Raw genomic sequence first — 20825 nt, forward strand, 5'->3', positions numbered from 1 at the left:
ATGCGCCACGTCGTCGCGCGCGGCGTCGAAGTGGCGACACCGGAGAACGGACACAGCGTGCACGCCGACGTACGCGGCCTACGGCCGGCGGCGGACTACTTCTACCGATTCCGTGCGGGCGGTTGCATGTCGGCGATCGGGCGCACACGTACCGCTCCGGCGCACGGAAGTCGGCTGAGTGCATTGACTTTCGCATTCGCCTCGTGCCAATCGTGGGCTGACGGCCACTATCCCGCGTACGCAGACATGGCGGCACACGCACCCGACGTCGTGTTCCATCTCGGCGACTACATCTATGAAAAGCCGATCCCGGTCGACGGCGGCCGACGCAAGACCGCCGCAACGCCGGTGTCGGCGCACCGGGAGTGCGCGACGCTCGACGACTATCGCGATCGATATGCGCTCTACAAACTCGACCCCCAACTGCAGGCCGCGCACCGGGCGAGTCCGTTCATCACGATCTTCGACGACCACGAGGTCGACAACAACTGGGCCGCACGGATTCCCGAAGATGATCAACCGATCCCCGAGTTCCTCGCTCGCCGTGCCCAGGCGATGCGCGCCTGGTGGGAGAACACACCGGTGCGTGTCGCGCAGCGGCCTCGCCCCGCACCGACAGCGGACCTCTACGACCTGCGCGCCTATCGTCGGTTCAGCTATGGCGACCTCGTCGAGTTCAGCGTCCTCGACACCAGGACCTTCCGCAGCGATCAGGCCAACGGCGACAACGACACCGCACAGAATGCCGCGACCGCCGACCCCCGGCGCACCATCACCGGTGCCGCACAGGAGAAGTGGGTGCTCGACGGACTGGCCGCCAGCCGTGCCCGCTGGAATGTTCTCGCGCATCAGACCACCATCGCTGATCTCGCCCGCCGAAAGAACGGCGAGCGGGCGGTCAGCATGGACGGGTGGAGCGGCTACGAAGCCTCTCGCGCAAGGATTCTCGACGGCGCGCGTGAGCGCGGCGTGCACAACCTCGTCTCGATCGTCGGCGACATCCACCGCAACGTGGTCTCTGAGTTGCGTTCCACCTATTCACGACCGTCCCCGACCGTCGGCGTCGAACTCGCGGGCACCTCGATCGCGTCTGGCGCAGACGGCGAGGACAGCGACAGCAGCGACAAACAACTCAAGGCCGCATCACCCCACATCCGCTTCGGCAACGCTCAGCGCGGCTACGTCCTCAACAGACTGTCGGCCGACCGCTGGGAAGCAGACTATCGGGTGAGCGATTCGATTGCCGCGCCGGATGTTTCGCTGCACCGCCGGGCGCAGATCACCATCCCGTCCGGTCGGCCCGACATCGACGTGCTCTGACCCGGCTTCTCTGCTCTGTGCGGAATCGTGCCGCTCTGAGCGGAACCGACGTGACCGATGCACAACGACCACCGACGATCAGTGCATGACCGATGAACAACGACCACTGCCACTACGCAAGCGCACTGCGGAAAGCCTTTTCGGGCAACGCATCCTGACACTCGACTCCGCGCTCGACGACGAGATCGGCACGCAACTGTGCTCGCAACTCGTCATGCTCTCCGACGACGATCCCGTCGCCGACATCGCGCTCTGGATCAACTCACCGGGCGGTTCGGTGCCCGCGATGCTCGCAATCACCGACATCATGCGCCTTGTTCCGAACGACGTGATCACCGTCAACCTCGGAATGGCTTACAGTGCAGGACAATTCCTGCTATGTAATGGCACCCGGGGTAAGCGGTTCATCACGCCGCATGCCAAAGTCCTGCTGCACCAGGGATCGGCGGGCATCGGCGGCTACGCACCCGATATCGAACTGCAGGCCGACGACCTGCGACACGTCCGCGACACCGTACTCACCATCATCGCCGAGCAAACCGGACAAACCCGCGAGAAGATCTTCGACGACTCGCTACGCGATCACGTCTTCACCGCCTCCGAGTCGGTCGACTACGGATTCGTCGACCACATCGTCACCGACATCGCACAGATACGACCGTTGTCGCCTGCCGTGACGGGTTTCGAGGTGAGTCACGCATGAGCACTTACACCATTCCCAACGTCATCACCCGCACTCCGCAGGGCGAGCGAGTCATGGATGTCTACAGTCGGCTGCTCGACGACCGAATCCTCTACCTCGGAACCGAACTCGACGACGGCGTCGCCAATGCGCTCATCGCGCAGATCCTGCATCTCGACTCCGAGAACCCCGACATCCCGATCGAGCTGTACATCAACTCGCCGGGAGCGTCGGTGACCGCCACCTTCGCGCTCTACGACACCATGCAGTACTGCCATGCGCCGATCGCCACCACCTGTGTGGGACAAGCACTCTCGTCGACGGCACTCCTGCTGGCCGCGGGCTCGCCGGGCCAGAGGTCGGTACTCCCCCACGCCAGGGTTCTGCTCCACCAGCCGTCGGGTCAGGGTCGCGGTACGATACCGGATCTGATCCTCGCCGCCGAGGAGATCCTGCGCATCCGTGAGGAAATAGAACAGGCACTGAGTCGGCACACCGGCCGCGACATCGAGACGCTGCGTCACGACACCGACCGTGACCGCGTGCTGCGGGCAGAGGAGATCGTCGAGTACGGACTCGCCGATCAGGTCATCGACACCAGGGCCAAAGCGGCCCGGTGATCGTCAGGCGCACGCTCGACGCCAGGGAGCGCCCAATCGGCTGAACGGAGCGCCCAGTCGACGGTATTGAACGCCCGCTCGGCCGACGTCGGTCACGCCGCCAGCGCGACCGGGCCACGCATGCGCGAGAGCGGCCGCAGCGGTTGCGCGGTGGCGGGAATGGAAGCGGCGGGAATCGAACCGGCGGGAATCGAACGCAGCGTGACCGGGCCGCGGGACGCGCCCGGCCTGCGTGCGGCGCCGAGAACACTCTCGACGCGGGCGAGTTCGGCGGCAGCCTCGCGAGCCAGGTCGAGCAGGCTCAGGTCGACAGCTCCCGCGACGGCCGCAAGCAACTCCGACGATGCGTCCTTGCGTCCGCGTTCGATCTCCGACAGGTACTGGCTCGAGACGCCCGCGCGACGCGCGGTCTCGACGAGTCGCTCGCCGCGCTCGTGGCGGTGTCGACGCAGCACGCGCCCGGTGACCTCACGCCAGAGCGGCTCAGGCGCCGGCTGCGTGTGCGAGTCGTTCCTCGATGCCATGCCATCGAGCGTAGGTCACCGCTGCTGCGGGCAGCCGTCCCTTCTGCTCTGGGCAGAACGGCGACAACAGCAGAACGCGACCCTGCCCGTCAGCTGCGCGCGAGGTCGGCGAGGACGCGCGCGCTCGACTCCCAGTCCATGCACTTGTCGGTGACCGACTTGCCGTAGATGAGCGGCTGGGCGTCGGGCGACTGGGTATCGAGAGTTTGGGCACCGCCTTCGAGGAAGCTCTCCAGCATCACACCGCTGATCAACGGTGTGTCTCCCGCAGCGCGACGCGTCCGGACCGACGCCGCGATCTCGGCGGCGACCTGCGCCTGCCGGATGTGGTCCTTGCCGGAGTTGGCGTGGCTGCAGTCGATCATGACCCGTGCGGGCAGACCCGCCTTGTCGAGTGCGGCGACCGCGGATGCCACGGACTCGTCGTCGAAGTTGGGTCCGGCGGTCCCGCCACGCAGGATGATGTGGCAGTCCTCGTTGCCCGCCGACTCGACGAGCGCACCGTGACCGAAGTCGTCGATACCGAAGAAGACGTGTTGCGCGGCAGCGGCATTCACTCCGTCGATGGCGACCTGGACGTTGCCGTCGGTACCGTTCTTGAACCCGATGGGCATCGACAGTCCGGATGCGAGTTGGCGGTGCACCTGCGATTCCGTCGTCCGTGCACCGATGGCACCCCATGCGACGGCGTCGGCGATGTACTGCGGGCTCGTCGGCTCGAGGAACTCACACCCGACCGGGAGACCGAGGTCGATGATGTCGAGCAGTAGCGACCGTGCCGTACGCAGACCGCGCTCGACGTCGTAGGTGCCGTCCATGCCGGGATCGTTGATGAGTCCCTTCCAACCGACGGTGGTGCGCGGCTTCTCGAAGTAGACGCGCATGACGATCTTCAAGCGGTCGGCGTAGTCGTCGGCAAGCGGTGCGAGGCGGCGCGCGTAGTCGAGCGCGGCGATCGGGTCGTGTACGGAGCAGGGCCCGACGACGACGAGTAGACGATCGTCTCGGCCGGCGAGGATTGCGGCGATCTCGTCGCGGTCGGCCTGGACCCGCAGCGCTCGACGCGAGGTCAGCGGCAATTCGGCGCGGATGGTGTCCGGCGATGGGATCGACCGGAAGGATCTGACCCGCCGGTCGGAGGTGGAGGTCGATTCGACCTCGTGAGCGGCAGTGGCGGCGAGATCCGGGAGGGTGGTCACTTCTGTGTTGCCTTTCGCGGGTGGTGGCCTGTCTTCTACGACTGGGACACCCGCTTGCTTGTCATCGGAGGCCCCTGACATGAGAAAAGCAGCGACCTTTCGGTCACTGCTCGGGCTCCGGGTTTGTTGACGTGCGACGCAGATTCAGCGCTTCATCGCAGGCTCACCCGGAGCCTCGATAAAGAATCGCCAATAGGCGCGTACGTTGCTGGTCACGTTGGCGAGGTTAACACGATTACCCAGAATGGGCGAAGAGCGCCTGCTCCAGAACCCTTCCCTACTCACGGATGCCCCCTGTCGATCAGCTGGCTCAGCACGATGATCGACTCGCTCCGGTCCACCGGACCCGCCTGCCGGATGCGCTCGAGGGCATGCTCGAGGTGGTGTACGTCGCGGGCCATCACACGCAGGATGGCGTCGGCCTGGCCGGTGATGGTCGCGGCGCTGACCACTTCGTGTATCGGCTCCCATGCCGCGGTCAGTTCCTCCGGCGAGATGTTGCCTCGACAGAACACCTGCACGTAGGCCTCGGTGGTCCACTGCATCGCCGTCGAATCGATGACGGTCGTGAACCCTTTGATCACTCCCTCGTCGACCAGCCGATCTACCCGACGCTTGACCGCGGGCGCCGACAGACCGACCTCGTCACCGATCTGTGCGTACGTCGCTCGCGCATCGCGAGCCAGACATTCGAGCACCTTCTCGTCGAGCTCGTCGATCTGACGCAACTTTTCCACCCTTTGCCACCCGCTAATAGACATTGCTTAACCAAATGCACAATTGACGTCGATTGTTTGCGCTACACGCTGACGCTACCGTCGAAATATGACGCTGACGAGTCCACGGTTTGCTGCGCTCACCGAACGCACCCCACGCACCCGCACCTATGCGATGACCCCTCCTTCCCACTACACGGTCACCTACTCGATCAACCCGTGGATGGATCCATCCGTCCCCGTCGACACAGAACTCGCCATGAAGCAATGGGAGTCGCTGCGCGACATCTATCGATCCCTCGGCCATTCGGTCACACTCGTCGACGCCCAGCCGGGTCTGCCGGACATGGTCTATGCCGCCAACGGCGGACTCGTCGTCGACGGAAAGGCCGTGGCAGCACGGTTCCTGCACCCCGAGCGCGCGCCGGAAGGCGAGCACTACACGGCATGGTTACACACCTGCGGCGCCGACGCTGTGCATGAGACCGCCGGCGTACAGGAGGGCGAAGGCGACTTCCTCCTCGTCGGTCGTCGCATCCTGGCGGGGACCGGGTTCCGCACCCACCCCGATACCCACGCCGAAGTCGCGACGATCACCGGACTTCCGGTCGTCAGCCTCGAACTGATCGATCCGCGCTTCTACCACCTCGACACGGCGCTCGGCGTGCTCGACGACGACACGATCGCCTACTTCCCCGACGCCTTCTCAACTGAGTCGCGCGCCGTTCTCGCCGACCTCTTTCCCGACGCGATCATCGCCACCGAGTCCGACGCCGTCGTCCTCGGACTCAACCTCGTGTCCGACGGTCGTCACGTCGTGATGACCGACGCCGCACCTGCATTGGAGTCACGACTGCGCGACGCAGGCTACGTACCGATCACCGTCGACCTCTCCGAACTCCTCAAAGGCGGCGGAGGAGTCAAGTGCTGCACACTAGAATTGCGGCTACCAGGGACGTCGGACGAGAAGAGCATGCAACCGCGCACCGAACCCCATGTGGCACACAACTATTCACCACTGCCAGTCACTGCGGCGACGGCCGAGGGAGCGTGGATCACCGACGTCGACGGCAGGCGCTACCTCGACGCTCTCGGCGCCTACTCCGCGGTCAACTTCGGTCACCGCAACCCAGAGATCGTCGCGGCCGCGAAGGCGCAACTCGATCGCGTCACGCTCACCAGTCGCGCATTCGGCTCCGACACCCTCGAACCGTTCTGCGCGGCGCTCGCCGAGCTGTGCGGCAAGGACATGGTGCTGCCGATGAACACCGGCGCAGAGGCCGTCGAATCGGCACTCAAGGTGGCCCGGAAGTGGGGGTACGACGTGAAAGGCGTTGCGCCGGGTCGCGCGACGATCATCGTGGCGGGCGGCAACTTCCACGGCCGCACAATCAGCATCGTGAGTTTCAGCGACGACGAGGACGCGCGCGGCGGATTCGGCCCGTTCACACCGGGTTTCACGCGGGTGCCGTTCGGCGACGCCACCGCGCTGGCCGACGCCACCGACGACACCACCGTCGCCGTGCTGATCGAACCGATCCAGGGCGAGGCCGGAATCATCGTCCCGCCCGACGACTACCTGCCCGAGGTCCGTCGACTCTGCACCGAGAACAACGTGCTGATGATCGCCGACGAAATCCAGTCGGGTCTCGGCCGGACCGGCACGACATTCGCATGTGAGCACTGGGGTGTGGTGCCCGATGTGTACACGCTCGGCAAGGCACTCGGTGGAGGCGTACTTCCGGTGTCGGCGGTGGTTGCCGATCAAGAGGTGCTCGGCGTGCTCCACCCCGGACAGCACGGCTCGACGTTCGGTGGCAACCCGCTCGCCGCTGCCGTCGGACACACCGTTGTCCGCATGCTCGCCGACGGCACCTGGCAGGCTCGCGCAGCCGAACTCGGCGAACACCTGCACGCCCGCCTGCGCGAGTTCGTCGGTCACGGCGTCGTCGCCGTCCGCGGCAAGGGGCTGTGGGCGGGTATCGACATCGACCCCGGCCTGGAAACCGGCAAGCAGTTCTGTCTCCGACTCGCAGCACGTGGCGTACTCGCCAAGGACACCCACGGTTCGACGATCCGCCTGGCTCCGCCTCTCGTCGTGACTCACGACGAGATCGATTGGCTGATCGACAGATTCGCACTTGCACTGCGTGATTGAGTCCGTCCCGTCGTCCCACACGCTGTCCACGACACGGCCGAGGCCACACAGAATCCGTGCGGTCGCACCGCCTTCGCCACTAGCATCGGACCGATGAGCGACTCTTCGCGCGACGACGCCACCCATCACGTGCTGCTGATCCGGCACGGGCAGACCGAGTGGTCGCTGACCGACCGACACACCGGTCGCACCGACATCGATCTGACGCCCAAGGGCGAGGAGGATGCCAGGGCGCTGAAGGGCATCGAGAAGCGGGCTGGATTGACCGACCCCTGGGTCATGGCCTCCCCACGCAGACGGGCCCAGCGGACCGCGGAACTGGCCGGACTTCACATCGATGAGACGAGCGAGCTATTCGCCGAATGGGACTACGGCGACTACGAGGGGCTCACCCGGGCGCAGATTCACGAGCGCTACGACCCCGACTGGACGATCTGGACCGGTGGTGGCCGCAACGGCGAGTCCGTCTCCGACATGATCGCGCGCGTCGACGCCGCCGTCGACCACGTGGAGGAACGCTTCGCGAAGTCCGACGTCATCGTCGTCTCGCACGGCCACTTCTCCCGATCGTTCATCTGTAGGTTCCTCGGGTGGCCCATCGGTCAGGGCGCCAACATCGACCTGCGTCCCGCTGGCAGCGCATTGCTCAGCGACCACGCGGGCGACCGACGACTCGTCGAACTGCGCGGCCCCGAAGGCGCCCGGCCACGCCGCACATCGGTGTGACCATGCCGAGCGCGCTGGTGCTCGGTGGCGGCGGATTACTCGGAATCGGTTGGATGACGGGCGTTCTCGCGGCCCTGGAGGAGTCCGGGAGCGTGGTGGCCGCCGACGCCGACGTCGTCGTCGGAACCTCCGCGGGGTCGGCGACGGCCGCTGCGATTCTCCAATTAGGTTCGGCCACCAGCTATTTCGATGCGATGGTGCGCAAGTCTCGGCGCAACCGCGAACTCGCGCCGACAGGAGACGTCATCGCCTCGATGCAGGCCTTCGCCGCGATCGCGGCATCGGGAATGTCGGACTCCGAACGAGCACGACGGTTCATAGCACTGTCGGATGCACTGGCGACGGCGGCGCCGCAGGCCCGCCGCGACGCCGTCGCGTCTCGGCTGTCGGGGTCGATCTGGCCGGAAGCGTTGCAGGTCACGGCGATCCGCGCCGACGGCGTACTCGAGGTCTTCTCCCCGGATTCGGGTGTCGATCTCGTCGACGCCGTCACGGCGAGCTGCGCGGTGCCCGGCATCTGGCCGACGGTCAGCATTGACGGCTCAACCTACTTCGACGGGGGCTCGTTCAGCCCGACCAATGCACATCTCGCCGCCGCGAGCGAGCACGTCGTGGTGATCGCTCCCGTGCCGGACGACCCCCAGACCGCGCCCCCACCCATCGCCGCCGTACTGGCGCGGGCTCGGGTCGTCGCGCCTTCCGCGCGAACGCTGAGCCTCTCGGGCGACAACCCCTTCGACCCCGATATCCGCGGTCTCGCAGCATCTCTCGGCTACGACGACGGCGTCGACGCGATGTCGGCGTTCGACTGATCCGCCTGTCGAAGACGTCGCAACACCGCCCAGTGCACAACGGGAATCACCAATTCGACGGGAATCATCAACTGGTAGAAGACGCTCGGAGCTCCGCTCGTCATCCAGGCGAGAAGCCGCGCCACACCGCCGAGAAAGAACAGTAGTCCCAGCAGGTTGATCAGCGCGGCATACGTCCGAGGGTTTCGTGCCGTCCAGATGAACATGCATCCATACGCCAGAAACAAGACGTTGTAGAAGCGCAAGTCAGAATCCATCGTCGCGTTGACTGACCCTCCACCGATGTAGGTGGCCTGCCCACCGAAGAGGTGTGCTGCCGCGATCCCGGCCACTACGAGCCCGAAAACGACCAGCCAGATCTGGAATGACTTCACCACGGTGACCTCTATTTCACTCATGTGCAATAGTGAAAGGGTAAGCCGCGGGTGCGATCCGGTCAACCAACTACGATCAACCCATGTCGACGCGACAACGCATGACCCCCGAAGATCGGCGAGCTGATCTGCTCGCCGTCGGAATGCGCGTGTTCAGCTCGACCTCCGACTTCGAGGCTCTCTCGATGGGCGAGATCGCAGCTCAGGCAGGCGTCACTCGTCGACTCTTGTATCACTACTTCCCCACCAAAGCAGAGTTTTTCGGCGCGATCTGGGAGGCGGCACACTCGGATCTACGCCACAGGGTCTCGTCGCTCTCGGCGCCGACCGTGCGCGACCGTATCAGCGCGGCACTGGACGCCTACCTCGATTTCTACGACGAGCATCTGGCGCTCGTCATGATCGCCAATCGCAGTTCGATTTCTGCCGATCCGGCGGTTCGCGGGCCGATCGAGCGTGACATGCACAACCTGTGCAACGCCTTTCTCGACGCTGCGGGGGCACACGGACATGCGCGAGAGCTGGGAATCGTCGCTTTCTCAGGTTGGATCGCGTTCGTCCGCGCGAGCTCGGTCGGCAGCATCGTCGACGGTCGGATCACCCGCGCCGAGAACCATCAGCTCTGTATGTCGGTGATCGACGCCGCCGTCGGCACCTATGTCGACCTGTCCCGGCCTCCGCGCTGACCGGTGGGACCCCTCACCGCAGCTTCGACGCCAGCTCGGCGGCTGAGGTGGCGGGTAGGTCGCACACGGTTCCACGGCAGACATAGGCGGCGTCACGCCCGCCGACCGGACCCCGACCGTCGAGCAGAGGTTGCCCGTCGCGAGCCCCGGCCACGATGATCGCCCCGCCGGGTGCGAGTCGTCGTGCAGCCCTTGCCAACTCACCGTCACTGTGCGAATCCTCGGCAACCGCGATCTGGACCGGGCCGCCCTGCCGTGCTTCTGCGACGGCTAGCCAGTGGCCCGCAGACCGCGGAACCTTGGCCAGCAGCACCGAACTGCGGGCCAGCGTCGCGTCGAGTATCTCCGCGTACCGTGTCGCCGGGCCCATCCGCGCGAGAGTGGACGCGATGAGCAAAGCCTCCGCCACCAGTGATGCCCCCGACGGCGTCGCCCCGTCCGTCGGATCCCGTGGGCGCGCGATGAGTGTCCCCGGCGCCGCGTCGAACCATGCCCCACGCTCATCAGGGTCGACGAACGTGGTGATCGTCGAATCCAGGAGGGTCAGACCCCGCTCACACCAATGCTTGTCACCCGTAACCTGATAGACAGTCAACATCGCCGTGACCAGCGCGGCGTGATCGTCGAGGGCAGCCACCGGAGCACCGACCACACCACCGAGCGACGACCTTCGTAGTTCGCCGTCGACGAGATGGTTGTCGTTGAGCCCGGTGAGCACCTCGATGGCGAGGTCGACCCAGTCCTCGCGTCCGCACGCCGCGCCCAGCTCGGCGAGTGCGGTCACGGCCATGGCATTCCAACTCGTCACGACCTTGTCGTCGCGCGCAGGCTGAGGTCGCTCGGCGCGCGCGGCGAGCAGTCGCCGCCGGATGTCGGCGTACCGCGCGGGATCGTCCGGTTCGCTGCGCAGCTGTAACGTCGACGTGCCGTGCTCGAACGTTCCGGACACAGTCACACCGAAAAGTGCTGCAGCCCAGTCCCCGTCGTCGTCACCGAGCACCTCGCGCAGTTGATCTCGGGTCCACACATAGGTTGATCCTTCGACCCCCGCGGCGTCGGCGTCGAGCGACGACGCGAACCCGCCGGCGACACGCAGATCCCGACGGAGGAAGTCGACGATCTCCTCGGCGATCCGGCCGGGCAGCGGGTCGTCGACGATCCTCGCGAGATGCCCGTACACGCGAAGCAACTGTGCGTTGTCGTAGAGCATCTTCTCGAAATGCGGTACCACCCAGTCGTTGTCGACCGCATACCGCGCGAAGCCGCCGCCGAGCTGGTCGTAGATTCCACCCCGCGCCATCGCCTCAGCCGTCCGGATCACCGCCTGGAGCGGCGCCGCGTCGGCCGACCGTTCGTAGTGGCGCAGGAGACCTTCGAGCAACGCGGACGGTGGAAACTTCGGCGGTCCGCCGAACCCGCCCGCCACCTGATCCTCGTCGCCGAGCACGGTGGTGACCGCGTAGTCGAGTAGCCGTTCATCGACGTCGACACCACCTGCCGGAAGCGCAGAAGCGGCGTCGGACAACGCTTCTCGGACACGTGCGCCCATCGACTCGATCTCGCTGCGCCGCGTCGTCCACGCCTCTGTCACCGCGGAGAGGATCTGCCGGAACGAGGGCATTCCGCCACGTGGTGTGTCGGGAAAGTAGGTGCCGCAATAGAAGGGCTCACCAGAAGGGGTGAGAAAGCACGTCATCGGCCAGCCGCCCTGGCGTGTCATCGCGACCGTCGCGTTCATGTAGATCGCGTCGATGTCCGGACGCTCTTCGCGGTCGACCTTGATGCAGACGAAGTCGCGGTTCATCTGTGCGGCGGTGTCGGCGTCCTCGAAGGATTCGTGCGCCATCACGTGGCACCAGTGACACGCCGCATAGCCCACCGAGAGCAATATCGGGACGTCGCGCCGAGCCGACTCTTCGAGCGCGGCGTCGGACCACTCGCGCCAGTCGACGGGATTGTCAGCGTGCTGCCGGAGGTAGGGACTCGATGATTCGCTCAGTTGATTCGCCATGTCCGGTTCGCTCCGTCGCGAGAGTCGTCGAGTCGTGCCTCAGTGCAGGCCGATCGTTGCCGATCAGGTGTCGCCGGGTTCCCGTCGCACTGCGGGGTCGACGGTATCGGTGGCGGTGGCACTGGTGTCGACGGTCACTGAGACCCCGTCCCCGTCGGGCGCCACGTCCGCGACCCCAGCGCCTGCCGCATCGGTTCCCTCGTCGAAGGCCTGGTCGGCTTCGGGATGATTGGCGTCGAACGACTTCGGCAGCTTGCGGAGTTGTTTGTTCATCGAGCGGATCAGCAGTGCCGTACCGATGAGCAGAACCACGATCACCAGCAGACCGATCGGCGAGGCCTTGCCGAACTCGGGTCCCTGCGGTTGCTGTGCGGCCAACACCGCGATTGTCGAGAACGTCATGACGTCGCCTGCTCCCCAACCCCGACGGCTTCGTCGTCGAGCGATACACCTGTGAACAGGTCTGTTTCCGGAATCGCGGTGGTCACCCGCGTCTGTGCCAACTCGTACTCCTCGGTGGGCCAGAGTCGCTGCTGCCATTCGAGCGGCACCGCGAAGAACATGCCGTTGGGGTCAATCTGTGTCGCGTGCGCACGCAGTGCGTCGTCGCGCTGCGGGAAATACTCCGCGCATTCGACCTGGGTCGTCACGCGTCCCATCAGATCGCCGCGACTGGGATCCCACTTGGAGAGCCACTCGGCGAACGGACTCTCCTGGCCGTTCTTCTCGAACTCCTCGGAGAACAGCACCATGCGGTCGCGGATGAATCCGTGCGTGTAGTACAGCTTCGACACCGTCCACGGTTCGCCCGCGTCCGGGAAGGCAGCCGGGTCGCCGGCGGCCTCGAATGCCGCCACCGACACCTTGTGGCACATGATGTGGTCGGGATGCGGATATCCACCGTGCTCGTCGTAGGTGATCATCACGTGCGGGCGGAACTCGCGGACGAGCGCGACGAGTTTCTCCGTCGGCACCTCGACAGGCAACGTCGCAAACGAGCCCTCCGGCAGCGGCGGCAGCGGGTCGCCTTCTGGCAGGCCCGAGTCGACGTAACCGAGCCACGTCTGCTCGACGCCGAGCGCAGCTGCAGCCTTCGCCATCTCCTCTTTGCGGACCTCGGTCATCCGCTCCTTGATGCCCGGACGATCCATCGCCGGGTTCAAGATGTCGCCGCGTTCGCCACCGGTCAGGGTCACGATGAGGACCTCGTTGCCCTCCGCGGCGTACTTGGCCGATGTGGCCGCGCCCTTGCTCGACTCGTCGTCGGGATGGGCATGCACTGCCATCAGACGGTAGCCGCCCTGCGTGCGCGATTCGGTCACGGTTCCTCGCCTTCGGATACGTACTCCTCTCATGGTAGGTATTGACCCGTGAACAGTTCAGACGGGGGCACGCCGCAGGAACCCGACCTGCGCAAACAACCGCGTAGCGGACCGCGTGCCACCTATCCCGTCGCGCAGTCGGCGCGGAGTCGGCGCCTCTGGTTCATCGCGTCGGCCGTCACGGTTGTCGTCGTCGGTGTGATCCTCGCCGCAATCGGCTACAACAAGTTCGCCGATCCCGACGTCAGCGGCCAGGCAACCGGCTACGAGATTCTCGACAGCTCCTCGGTTGCCGTCCTGTACACGGTCACCCGCAAGGATCCGACCCAGCCGGTGGCGTGTGTGGTCCGCGCCCGGGTCAAGGACGGCTCCGAGGCGGGGCGTCGTGAGGTTCTCGTACCGCCCGGCACCCAGCAGCAGGGACTACGCACCGTCGTCAAGACGTCCGGACCACCGGTCATCGGCGAAGTCTTCGGCTGCAGCACCGACGTGCCCGCCTACCTGACCTCCACCGCGTCGTGACAGACGAGCGCCCCGTGCCGACATCGGCCACTCCCGACGGTGACGCCGGCGTTCGTGACGCGCGGGATGAGCACGTCAAGAAAGGGAAGCCGGACAAGGCAGTTTTCGCCCGACTGAGCAGCCCATACTTCCCCGCGTTGGTGGCACTGTTCATCGGTGTCATGCTCATCAGCAACATCACCGGCACCAAGGGTGTCGTGTTGTTCGACAGTTGGCTGCACCTCGACGTCGGCCCGATCCACATGAACGGCCTGGTCACCGACGGCGCGTTCTACCTGTTTCCGCTGGCATACGTCCTCGGCGACGTGATCAGCGAGGTCTACGGGTTCAAGGCGATGCGTCGAACGATCCTCGCAGGCTTCGCCGTCCTTCTGCTGGCCTCCCTGTGTTTCTGGGCAACCATCCACCTGCCGGCAGCCGACTTCTACGACGGCCAGGACGCGTTCACACGCGTCGCCGGAGTGGTGCCCCAGTTCCTCCTTGCCGGGTTGGCCGGATACCTCGCAGGCGAGTTCCTCAACTCGTTCGTGCTCGTGAAAATGAAGCAACGCGCTGGCGAGAAGCGACTCTGGGCACGACTTCTCGGTTCGACCGTCGTCGGCGAATTCGCCGACACACTCGTCTTCTGTTCCATTGCCGCATCCGCACTCGGGATTTCGACCTGGGGCGACTTCATCAATTACACCGCCGTCGGATTCATTTGGAAAACGCTCGTCGAAATCCTCGTCATGCCGATCACGTACGGGGTCGTCGCGTGGTTGAAACGATCCGAACCCAGCTACCAGCAGGCTCTCGCCGAGGTCAACACGACTGACGTGTGATGTGCCACATCCGTTTGGATTTGGTATCCTGACTTAATACACGGCTCCGAGAGGGGTCGTGTTGCTGCATTTAGAGCAGGCCCACATGCCCTACCGCGTGTGCCAACACGAAACACGTGCGCGCATGAAGCATGCGGGCAGACCAAGCATTTAGAGCAGTCCATGTGTCCCGATTCGGGACAGTGCCCCGGTTCAGAAATCGCCGGGGAGCGGACAACACAAAGGAGTGACCGATGACCGACACCCAGGTGACCTGGCTGACCCAGGAGTCGCACGACCGCCTCAAGAGCGAGCTCGACTCTCTGATCGCCAACCGTCCGGTCATTGCTGCCGAGATCAACGAGCGTCGCGAAGAGGGCGACCTCAAGGAGAACGGCGGCTACCACGCCGCACGCGAGGAACAGGGTCAGCAGGAAGCGCGTATCCGACAGCTCCAGGAGCTACTCAACAACGCAAAGGTCGGAGAGGCCCCGACGCAGTCCGGTGTCGCACTGCCCGGCTCCGTCGTCACCGTCTACTACGACGGCGACAAGAGCGACGAAGAGACCTTCCTCATCGCCACCCGCGAAGAAGCGCAGGCAGGCAAGCTCGAGACCTACTCGCCGAGTTCGCCGCTCGGCTCCGCACTGATCGACGCCAAAGTCGGCGACACCCGCGAATACACCGTGCCCAATGGCTCGGTGGTGAAGGTGACGCTCGTCAAGGCAGAGCCGTACCACAGCTGACCCACTTCGGACCACAGCACGATTGAAAGGTTGCTGGGGGTTGCGTTTCCGCTGCCCTCAGCAACCTTTCGTCGTATGTCACCGCGAGGTGATCAGTTCAGGCGCACCTTCACGCCACCCGAGAACATGGAGTCGTGCAGCTCGATGGTCGTCGGATTCGCATCCTTCGGCATGTCGAAGACAACCTTGGCGTTGACGGTGTTGCCGGGATTGATGTTGTCCCACACCGGAATGTCGGAGCCGCCAAGGGCGATCTGCGCGGACGTGCTCGGTTCGAACGTGCGGCCTTGGTCGTCGACGAGCTTCTGATCCGACGGCGCGAAGCTCTGCGGCTTGTTGCTCGTGTTCTGCACCGTCATCGAGACGACGACGAACTGCCCCTGCGCCTGCTCAGTCAGGTAGGGATTGTCGCCGACGCTCGACAGACCCTTCTCCACTCCAGTCACGACAAACTCGAACTTGCCGTCGCGCACAGGAGTGTTGAGTCCTGCTGCCCCGCTGCCCTTCTCGGAGTCGGCGTTCTTGCCGTCGCTGTTCTTCTGGTCGGCACCCCGCTCCGACGACCCAGCCGACGTCGAGTTCGACGACGAATCCGAATCCGACCCGCCTCCGGACACCGCAACGATGATCACGATCAACACCACCAGCGCACCGAGGACCCACGGCCACTTGCGCCGCTTCTTGGGCGGCTGGTTGACGGGCTGACCGCCGGGAGCCTGAGGCGGAAAGCCGTACTGCGGCACCGCGTTCGGCGCTCCGGCGTACTGCCCGGCATCAGGCTGCGGGTACGCGTACTGGGGTGCACCGGACTGGGGAGCACCCGACTGGGGAGCACCGGACTGGGGAGCGCCCGACTGGGGCGCATTCGGGGGGTTCGTCATTGGTCTTCCTTCGTTCACGACGCCGTACGTTCGGCGACGAAGGGGACTCTATGGATCGAGTCCGACAAAAACGGCCTCGCAGTGCGTCGTCCGAACGAGTGAATCTGATACCTCGCGGATTCACCGCGAGCCCTGACCCGACCTGAGACGAGTTTGACCAAAACGTCTCGTCCAGGTGTTTCGCGATGCTAAGACTCAGATATGAAAACGCGCATCGCTCTGCGCCGGGTCGGGGTCTTCGCCGCTGCCGCGGCCGTCGGACTCCTGGCCTCGGTCTCGACACCTGCCCCCGCCGACGCCGCCCCCACGCCGCTGGCGTACGTCAATCTCGGAGACAGCTACTCCGCGGGTTCAGGCGTATCCCCCACCTCGCCAGACAAACCCGGCAGCTGTACGCAGTCGAGCAACAACTTCGCGCACGTGATCGCGCGCCGCAATGGCTTCTCGCTCACCGACGTCAGTTGCGGTGGCGCACAGACCAAAGACTTCTTCACTCGCCAATACCCCGACGTCGCACCACAATTGCGCGCACTGCGCCCCGACACGCAACTGGTCACCCTGATGATCGGAGGCAACGACGGCAACGTCTTCGCAGGCACCGTCGAAAAGTGTGTCGCAGCAGGCGTTGCCGCGGGATTCCGCGGCACGCCGTGCAAAGCTCAGTACGGCTCGACGATGACCCGCGAGATACAGACCGCAACCTACCCGAAGATTGTGAACGCGCTCAAGGCAATTCGAGCGAAGTCGCCCACTGCGCGGGTAGCGATCGTGAGCTACCCGCTCATCATGCCGGCGACCGCGCAGACGTGCCCCGATCTGCCGGTTGCCGCCGGCGATCTGCCCTATGCGCACGGCATCCAGACCGCACTCAACGACGCCGTCAAGCGCGCCGCCGCGGTGACCGGGGCGACCTACGTCGACGCGACCACACCGTCGATCGGCCACGATAGCTGCAAGCCCGTCGGCGTCCGCTGGGTGGAACCGATCTTCGGAATCGTTCAGCCGGTCCCCGTGCACCCCAACGCACTTGGCGAGCGCGAGATGGCAGGCATCGTCAGTCGCGCCCTCGGCCTGGCTCGGTAGCGAGCCTGGAACCCACTACGCCTATGTGTGTCGCATCGAAGGAGTTGTGTGCTGCAGCACCCAATTCCTTCGATTAGGTCCACATCTAGGTGTGGCGCAGTCGATCTCACGCAACGTCGTCGCGCCTGATCGTCAGCGCGCCCGATTCATCGCAAACGTGAATATCACTGCGCCCCAGCGCAACTCCGAGGCCGTCGAGCATCTGGAAGAGCGGCCTACCCGACGGCGCGTTCGACATGTCGTCACCCGGTTCGACGCTGTAGTTGGCCACCTCGGTCAGCAGCGACAGTCGCCATGCCTCGCCGCGAAGCGGCTGCAGGTCGCGGCTGCGGGTCAACGGCTGCACCTCGAACGACTCGCACGTCGCCGTATCCTCCTTCGTGCACGCTCCGCCGAGCCCGATGTCGGCGAACTCGGCGTGCGACCACCACAGCACGGCGTCGACGTCGACGGTCGGCGTGATCACTCCGTTGGGTAGCGGCCCCTCCGTCATACGGGTCAGGGGCTGCTCGAAGACGAGGAGCCCCGCGGTGCCCAGTTCGGGCAGTACGCGAATGCCCGCACCGCCGTCTGCGGACCGCGCCTCGCCGGTGACCGACTCGGGCACCCAGATCGGCGAGACCCTCGAAAGAACCTCGGCGGACGTATCGGCGCGGCCGAGGAGCCCGCGCAGCATCTTGTAGAGGTCGACGCTCTCGATGTAGTCCTCGGCGAGATCGGCGCACTCGTCCTCGGTGAGTGCGAGATCTCCGTCTCGGTACTGATCGAAGCGCGCCATCGCGTGGAGCATTCGCACGCCGACCGGACGTATGTACGCCGCCCACTCCTCGGCCAGCCCGCCGAAGGCGTCGACCAGGGCGGCCTGAACGTCGGGCATGCCCGACGCCGCCCACGGAATGCGATTGAGCTGTCGTCGGGTAGCAGCGTGATATTCCCGATCACTGCCGGTGGTGCCATTGCGCTTGCGGCCGACAGTTGGCTTGCGTGACTTGTGATTTCGTCTCCCCATGCGCTGCACGCTAAGCCTGATCACGCCAGGAGTCACCGCGCCCATCCACAGGCAACGCGCACAGCACAACGGGTCACAGGTTATCCACAGCTCTGCCCCAGACCCTCGCTAACCTGCGCGTTCATCGTGTAATCAGAGCATTCAACCATCCAAAGGAGGACGGACCATGAAGATGCACAAGCAGCCAACCCCCGACGTTCCGCTCGTCGTCCTCGACGACGACGCCCTCGTTTCCCGTTACGCCAAGACCCTGTTCGACGAGGGCACGCCGGTTGCCGTGGTGAGCAGCAACTACTACGACGTCGTGCCGTTCATGTTGCGCAACAACGGCCACACCGTCGCACTGGTCGCCGACGTCGACGACACGACACAACTGGCAGAGGCGATCATGATCGTCGAGCAGCGCCTCGGGCACGTCGCAGCGGTGATCCGCTACGAGACCGACCTCGCGACCGCGCCACACCCCGATTCGACGCACTCTGCATCGGCGGCGTGACCTCTGCTGCCCCATCGCCGGCCACCGCACACTCCGATACCGCAGATCAGACGCCAGAAAGTCATCGACGCCACCACATGACAGTTGACGTAAGGCCCACGACAGTCACGTAGTGCAGGGTTGATGGCATGACTACGACAACCACCACCACTGCGACGACGAGCGCGTCGAACCCCCTCGGGTCCGAACTTGCCATCGATGCACGCGGATTGGTCAAGCAATTCGGCTCGAACCGAGCCGTCGACGGGGTCGATCTGGCAGTTCCGACCGGTTCTGTGTACGGCGTCCTCGGCCCCAACGGGGCAGGGAAGACGACCACCGTCAGCATGCTGGCCACGCTCCTGCGACCAGACGCGGGCTCAGCCAAGATCTTCGGCTACGACGTCGTGCATGATTCGACGGCCGTCCGGTCACTGGTCGGCGTCACCGGCCAATACGCATCGGTCGACGAAGACCTGACCGCCAGACAGAACCTCGTCGTCTTCGCGCTGCTGCTCGGCTTCTCGCGGAAGGCCGCGAAGGTCCGAGCCGACGAACTGCTGGACGAGTTCTCACTGACCGAAGCCGCCGACCGCCCGCTCAAGGACTTCTCCGGCGGCATGCGTCGACGCCTCGACCTCGCGGCAAGCCTCATCGACACCCCACCCCTGCTGTTCCTCGACGAGCCGACCACCGGACTCGACCCGCGCACTCGCGCCCAGATGTGGGACACCATCCGCCGACTCGTCGCCGACGGCGCAACCGTGCTGCTGACAACCCAGTACCTCGACGAGGCGGACCAACTCGCCGATCGCATCGCGGTGATCGATCACGGTCGTGTGATCGCCGACGACACCGCCGACGCACTGAAGAACTCGGTGGGCGCGGCGACGCTGCAACTCGCACCTCTGGAACGGTCGGACGCCCCGCGCGTCGCCGAGATCGTCGAACGCGTTCTGGGCGAGCCCGCGACACTCTCGGCAGAAGCAGGCAGGATCTCCGCTCCACTGCATCGTCCGGATCTCGTACCAGACGTCCTGATCGCGATGCGCTCCGATGGCATCACCGTCGACGAGATCAACGTCCAGAAACCGAGCCTCGACGAGGTGTTCCTCACCCTGACCGGCAAACCCGCCGATTCCCTCGACGCCCCCACCGACGAAGCCACGCAGGAGGAGAACCTCTGATGACCACCACACTTCCCCGAGCTGTCACACCCAATGCCATCACCACCGGCGCCATCCGAGCACGGGCGAAGCAGTCCGTCTCTCTCACGGAGACCGCACGCCAGTCGCTGACCATGGCCTATCGCGGTGTGCTCAAACTCCGGCACAATCCCGAGCAACTGTTCGACGTGACCATCATGCCGATCATCTTCACCGTGATGTTCACCTACATCTTCGGCGGCGCCATCAGTGGCAACGTCTCGTCGTATCTTCCCGTCATCATCCCGGGCATCCTCGTGCAGACCGTGGTGATGAGCTCCATCGTCACCGGAACGCAACTGCGTGAAGACATGGACAAGGGCGTCTTCGACCGATTCCGCTCGCTTCCGATCGCACGCATCAGTCCGTTGGCGGGAGCTCTTCTCGCCGACGTGATCCGCTACCTCGTCGCGAGCATCATCACTGTCGTGATGGGCCTCATCATGGGGTGGCGTCCGAACGTCCTCGGCGTCATCGCATCAGTCGTCCTGGTCATGGTGTGCAGCTTCGCCGTCTCCTGGATCTTCGCACTCATGGGTTGCATGATGAGCAAAGCCTCTGCCGTGCAGGGAATCTCGATGCTCGTCGTGTTCCCGCTGACATTCATGTCGAACGCGTTCGTTCCCGTCGACACGATGCCGGGCTGGCTGCAGGCATTCGTGAAAGTCAATCCCGTGAGCCATCTCGTCACCGCGGTGCGTGACCTCACCGCCACCGGGCACGCGGGTATCCACGTGGTGTGGGCGCTGGCGGGTGCGGCGGTCATCACCGCGGTGTTCGCTCCGCTGGCCGTGCGCGCGTACATGCGCAACGCCTGACACACACAGCGACTGTCCAGCACAGCGACTGTCCAGCACGTACAGCGACGGACCTGCCGCGCGGCAGGTTGCGCATGTACGCGCCCACGGCCAGCGGAGCGAAGCGCTGTACGTGCTGGACAGTCGCTGTGCGAAC

At 65.2% G+C, this 20825-nt stretch carries 23 protein-coding genes; 14 read left to right on the plus strand and 9 right to left on the minus strand.

Features of this window, described 5'->3' with window-relative positions; genetic code table 11:
* The 3 genes from A5777_RS09155 to A5777_RS09165 form a co-directional block, all read left to right on the plus strand.
* Positions 1-1320 (plus strand): alkaline phosphatase D family protein (locus A5777_RS09155; RefSeq protein ID WP_064862425.1); only part of this gene is annotated, 1320 nt, incomplete at its 5' end.
* Positions 1321-1405: 85 nt separating this feature from the next.
* Positions 1406-2023, plus strand: coding sequence for a ClpP family protease (locus tag A5777_RS09160; protein ID WP_064862426.1), 618 nt, complete (start codon positions 1406-1408; stop codon positions 2021-2023).
* Positions 2020-2622 carry a ClpP family protease gene (locus A5777_RS09165; RefSeq protein WP_064862427.1) on the plus strand — a complete coding sequence of 201 codons (603 nt, stop codon included), beginning with the start codon at positions 2020-2022 and terminating at the stop codon, positions 2620-2622. The genes A5777_RS09160 and A5777_RS09165 overlap by 4 nt, the downstream gene beginning before the upstream one ends.
* A 92-nt stretch (positions 2623-2714) precedes the next feature.
* Here A5777_RS09165 and A5777_RS09170 read toward each other — a convergent pair whose 3' ends face one another.
* The 3 genes from A5777_RS09170 to A5777_RS09180 form a co-directional block, all read right to left on the minus strand.
* A complete protein-coding gene (locus tag A5777_RS09170) occupies positions 2715-3146 on the minus strand; it encodes a helix-turn-helix domain-containing protein (protein ID WP_064862428.1) in 432 nt (143 codons plus the stop codon).
* An 89-nt stretch (positions 3147-3235) separates the two neighbouring features.
* Positions 3236-4345, minus strand: coding sequence for a 3-deoxy-7-phosphoheptulonate synthase (locus tag A5777_RS09175; protein WP_064862429.1), 1110 nt, complete (start codon positions 4343-4345; stop codon positions 3236-3238).
* Positions 4346-4626: 281 nt separating this feature from the next.
* A complete protein-coding gene (locus A5777_RS09180) occupies positions 4627-5073 on the minus strand; it encodes an Lrp/AsnC family transcriptional regulator (RefSeq protein ID WP_039854276.1) in 447 nt (148 codons plus the stop codon).
* A gap of 97 nt (positions 5074-5170) precedes the next feature.
* Between A5777_RS09180 and rocD the strand changes: the two genes are divergently transcribed.
* The 3 genes from rocD (at position 5171) to A5777_RS09195 (ending at position 8757) form a co-directional block, all read left to right on the plus strand.
* Positions 5171-7219: an ornithine--oxo-acid transaminase gene (gene rocD / locus A5777_RS25675; RefSeq protein WP_082933608.1), complete on the plus strand. Its 2049-nt coding sequence runs from the start codon at positions 5171-5173 to the stop codon at positions 7217-7219.
* A 93-nt stretch (positions 7220-7312) separates the two neighbouring features.
* Positions 7313-7945, plus strand: a complete 633-nt coding sequence (locus A5777_RS09190; RefSeq protein WP_064862430.1) for a histidine phosphatase family protein — start codon at positions 7313-7315, stop codon at positions 7943-7945.
* A 2-nt stretch (positions 7946-7947) separates the two neighbouring features.
* Positions 7948-8757, plus strand: a complete 810-nt coding sequence (locus tag A5777_RS09195; protein ID WP_082933609.1) for a patatin-like phospholipase family protein — start codon at positions 7948-7950, stop codon at positions 8755-8757.
* On the opposite strand, the gene A5777_RS09200 is transcribed toward A5777_RS09195, so the two are convergent.
* The gene (locus A5777_RS09200) at positions 8718-9155 is read right to left on the minus strand and encodes a DUF4345 domain-containing protein (RefSeq protein WP_082933610.1); all 438 of its coding nucleotides are present in this window, start codon (positions 9153-9155) and stop codon (positions 8718-8720) included. The two genes, A5777_RS09195 and A5777_RS09200, sit on opposite strands and share 40 nt — an antisense overlap.
* Before the next feature lie 59 nt (positions 9156-9214).
* On the opposite strand from A5777_RS09200, the gene A5777_RS09205 reads away from it, so the two are divergent.
* Entirely contained in the window at positions 9215-9817 is a 603-nt protein-coding gene (locus tag A5777_RS09205; protein ID WP_064862433.1) for a TetR/AcrR family transcriptional regulator, read from the plus strand.
* A gap of 13 nt (positions 9818-9830) precedes the next feature.
* On the opposite strand, the gene A5777_RS09210 is transcribed toward A5777_RS09205, so the two are convergent.
* From A5777_RS09210 to mca, 3 genes are all read right to left on the minus strand, one after another.
* The gene (locus A5777_RS09210) at positions 9831-11828 is read right to left on the minus strand and encodes a thioredoxin domain-containing protein (protein WP_064862434.1); all 1998 of its coding nucleotides are present in this window, start codon (positions 11826-11828) and stop codon (positions 9831-9833) included.
* Positions 11829-11891: 63 nt separating this feature from the next.
* Positions 11892-12230, minus strand: coding sequence for a hypothetical protein (locus A5777_RS09215; RefSeq protein ID WP_064862435.1), 339 nt, complete (start codon positions 12228-12230; stop codon positions 11892-11894).
* On the minus strand, positions 12227-13114 hold the full coding sequence (gene mca, locus A5777_RS09220; RefSeq protein ID WP_231895004.1) for a mycothiol conjugate amidase Mca: 888 nt from the start codon (positions 13112-13114) through the stop codon (positions 12227-12229). Before mca ends, A5777_RS09215 begins: the two co-directional genes overlap by 4 nt.
* Positions 13115-13198: 84 nt before the next feature.
* Between mca and A5777_RS09225 the strand changes: the two genes are divergently transcribed.
* The 3 genes from A5777_RS09225 (at position 13199) to greA (ending at position 15218) form a co-directional block, all read left to right on the plus strand.
* Entirely contained in the window at positions 13199-13672 is a 474-nt protein-coding gene (locus A5777_RS09225; protein ID WP_064862436.1) for a DUF4307 domain-containing protein, read from the plus strand.
* A 113-nt stretch (positions 13673-13785) separates the two neighbouring features.
* Positions 13786-14493 (plus strand): queuosine precursor transporter, encoded by a 708-nt coding sequence (locus A5777_RS09230; protein WP_064862443.1) that lies wholly within the window; start codon positions 13786-13788, stop codon positions 14491-14493.
* Positions 14494-14726: 233 nt separating this feature from the next.
* A complete protein-coding gene (gene greA, locus A5777_RS09235; RefSeq protein WP_049699673.1) occupies positions 14727-15218 on the plus strand; it encodes a transcription elongation factor GreA in 492 nt (163 codons plus the stop codon).
* A gap of 92 nt (positions 15219-15310) precedes the next feature.
* On the opposite strand, the gene A5777_RS09240 is transcribed toward greA, so the two are convergent.
* On the minus strand, positions 15311-16099 hold the full coding sequence (locus A5777_RS09240; RefSeq protein WP_064862437.1) for a DUF4352 domain-containing protein: 789 nt from the start codon (positions 16097-16099) through the stop codon (positions 15311-15313).
* Between the two features lie 201 nt (positions 16100-16300).
* On the opposite strand from A5777_RS09240, the gene A5777_RS09245 reads away from it, so the two are divergent.
* Positions 16301-17182, plus strand: coding sequence for an SGNH/GDSL hydrolase family protein (locus A5777_RS09245; protein ID WP_064862438.1), 882 nt, complete (start codon positions 16301-16303; stop codon positions 17180-17182).
* 106 nt (positions 17183-17288) lie between these two features.
* Here A5777_RS09245 and A5777_RS09250 read toward each other — a convergent pair whose 3' ends face one another.
* A complete protein-coding gene (locus A5777_RS09250) occupies positions 17289-18191 on the minus strand; it encodes a hypothetical protein (protein ID WP_231895002.1) in 903 nt (300 codons plus the stop codon).
* Positions 18192-18357: 166 nt separating this feature from the next.
* Here A5777_RS09250 and A5777_RS09255 point away from each other — a divergent pair, with 166 nt between their 5' ends.
* From A5777_RS09255 to A5777_RS09265, 3 genes are all read left to right on the plus strand, one after another.
* Positions 18358-18687 carry a hypothetical protein gene (locus A5777_RS09255; protein ID WP_197502332.1) on the plus strand — a complete coding sequence of 110 codons (330 nt, stop codon included), beginning with the start codon at positions 18358-18360 and terminating at the stop codon, positions 18685-18687.
* Positions 18688-18815: 128 nt separating this feature from the next.
* Complete coding sequence (locus A5777_RS09260) at positions 18816-19853, plus strand: ATP-binding cassette domain-containing protein (RefSeq protein WP_064862440.1); 1038 nt, start codon at positions 18816-18818, stop codon at positions 19851-19853.
* Positions 19853-20689, plus strand: coding sequence for an ABC transporter permease (locus A5777_RS09265; protein ID WP_064862441.1), 837 nt, complete (start codon positions 19853-19855; stop codon positions 20687-20689). The genes A5777_RS09260 and A5777_RS09265 overlap by 1 nt, the downstream gene beginning before the upstream one ends.
* Positions 20690-20825 lie beyond the last annotated feature (136 nt).

It is taken from the genome of Gordonia sp. 852002-10350_SCH5691597, from assembly GCF_001665715.1.
GTDB lineage: Bacteria > Actinomycetota > Actinomycetes > Mycobacteriales > Mycobacteriaceae > Gordonia > Gordonia sputi.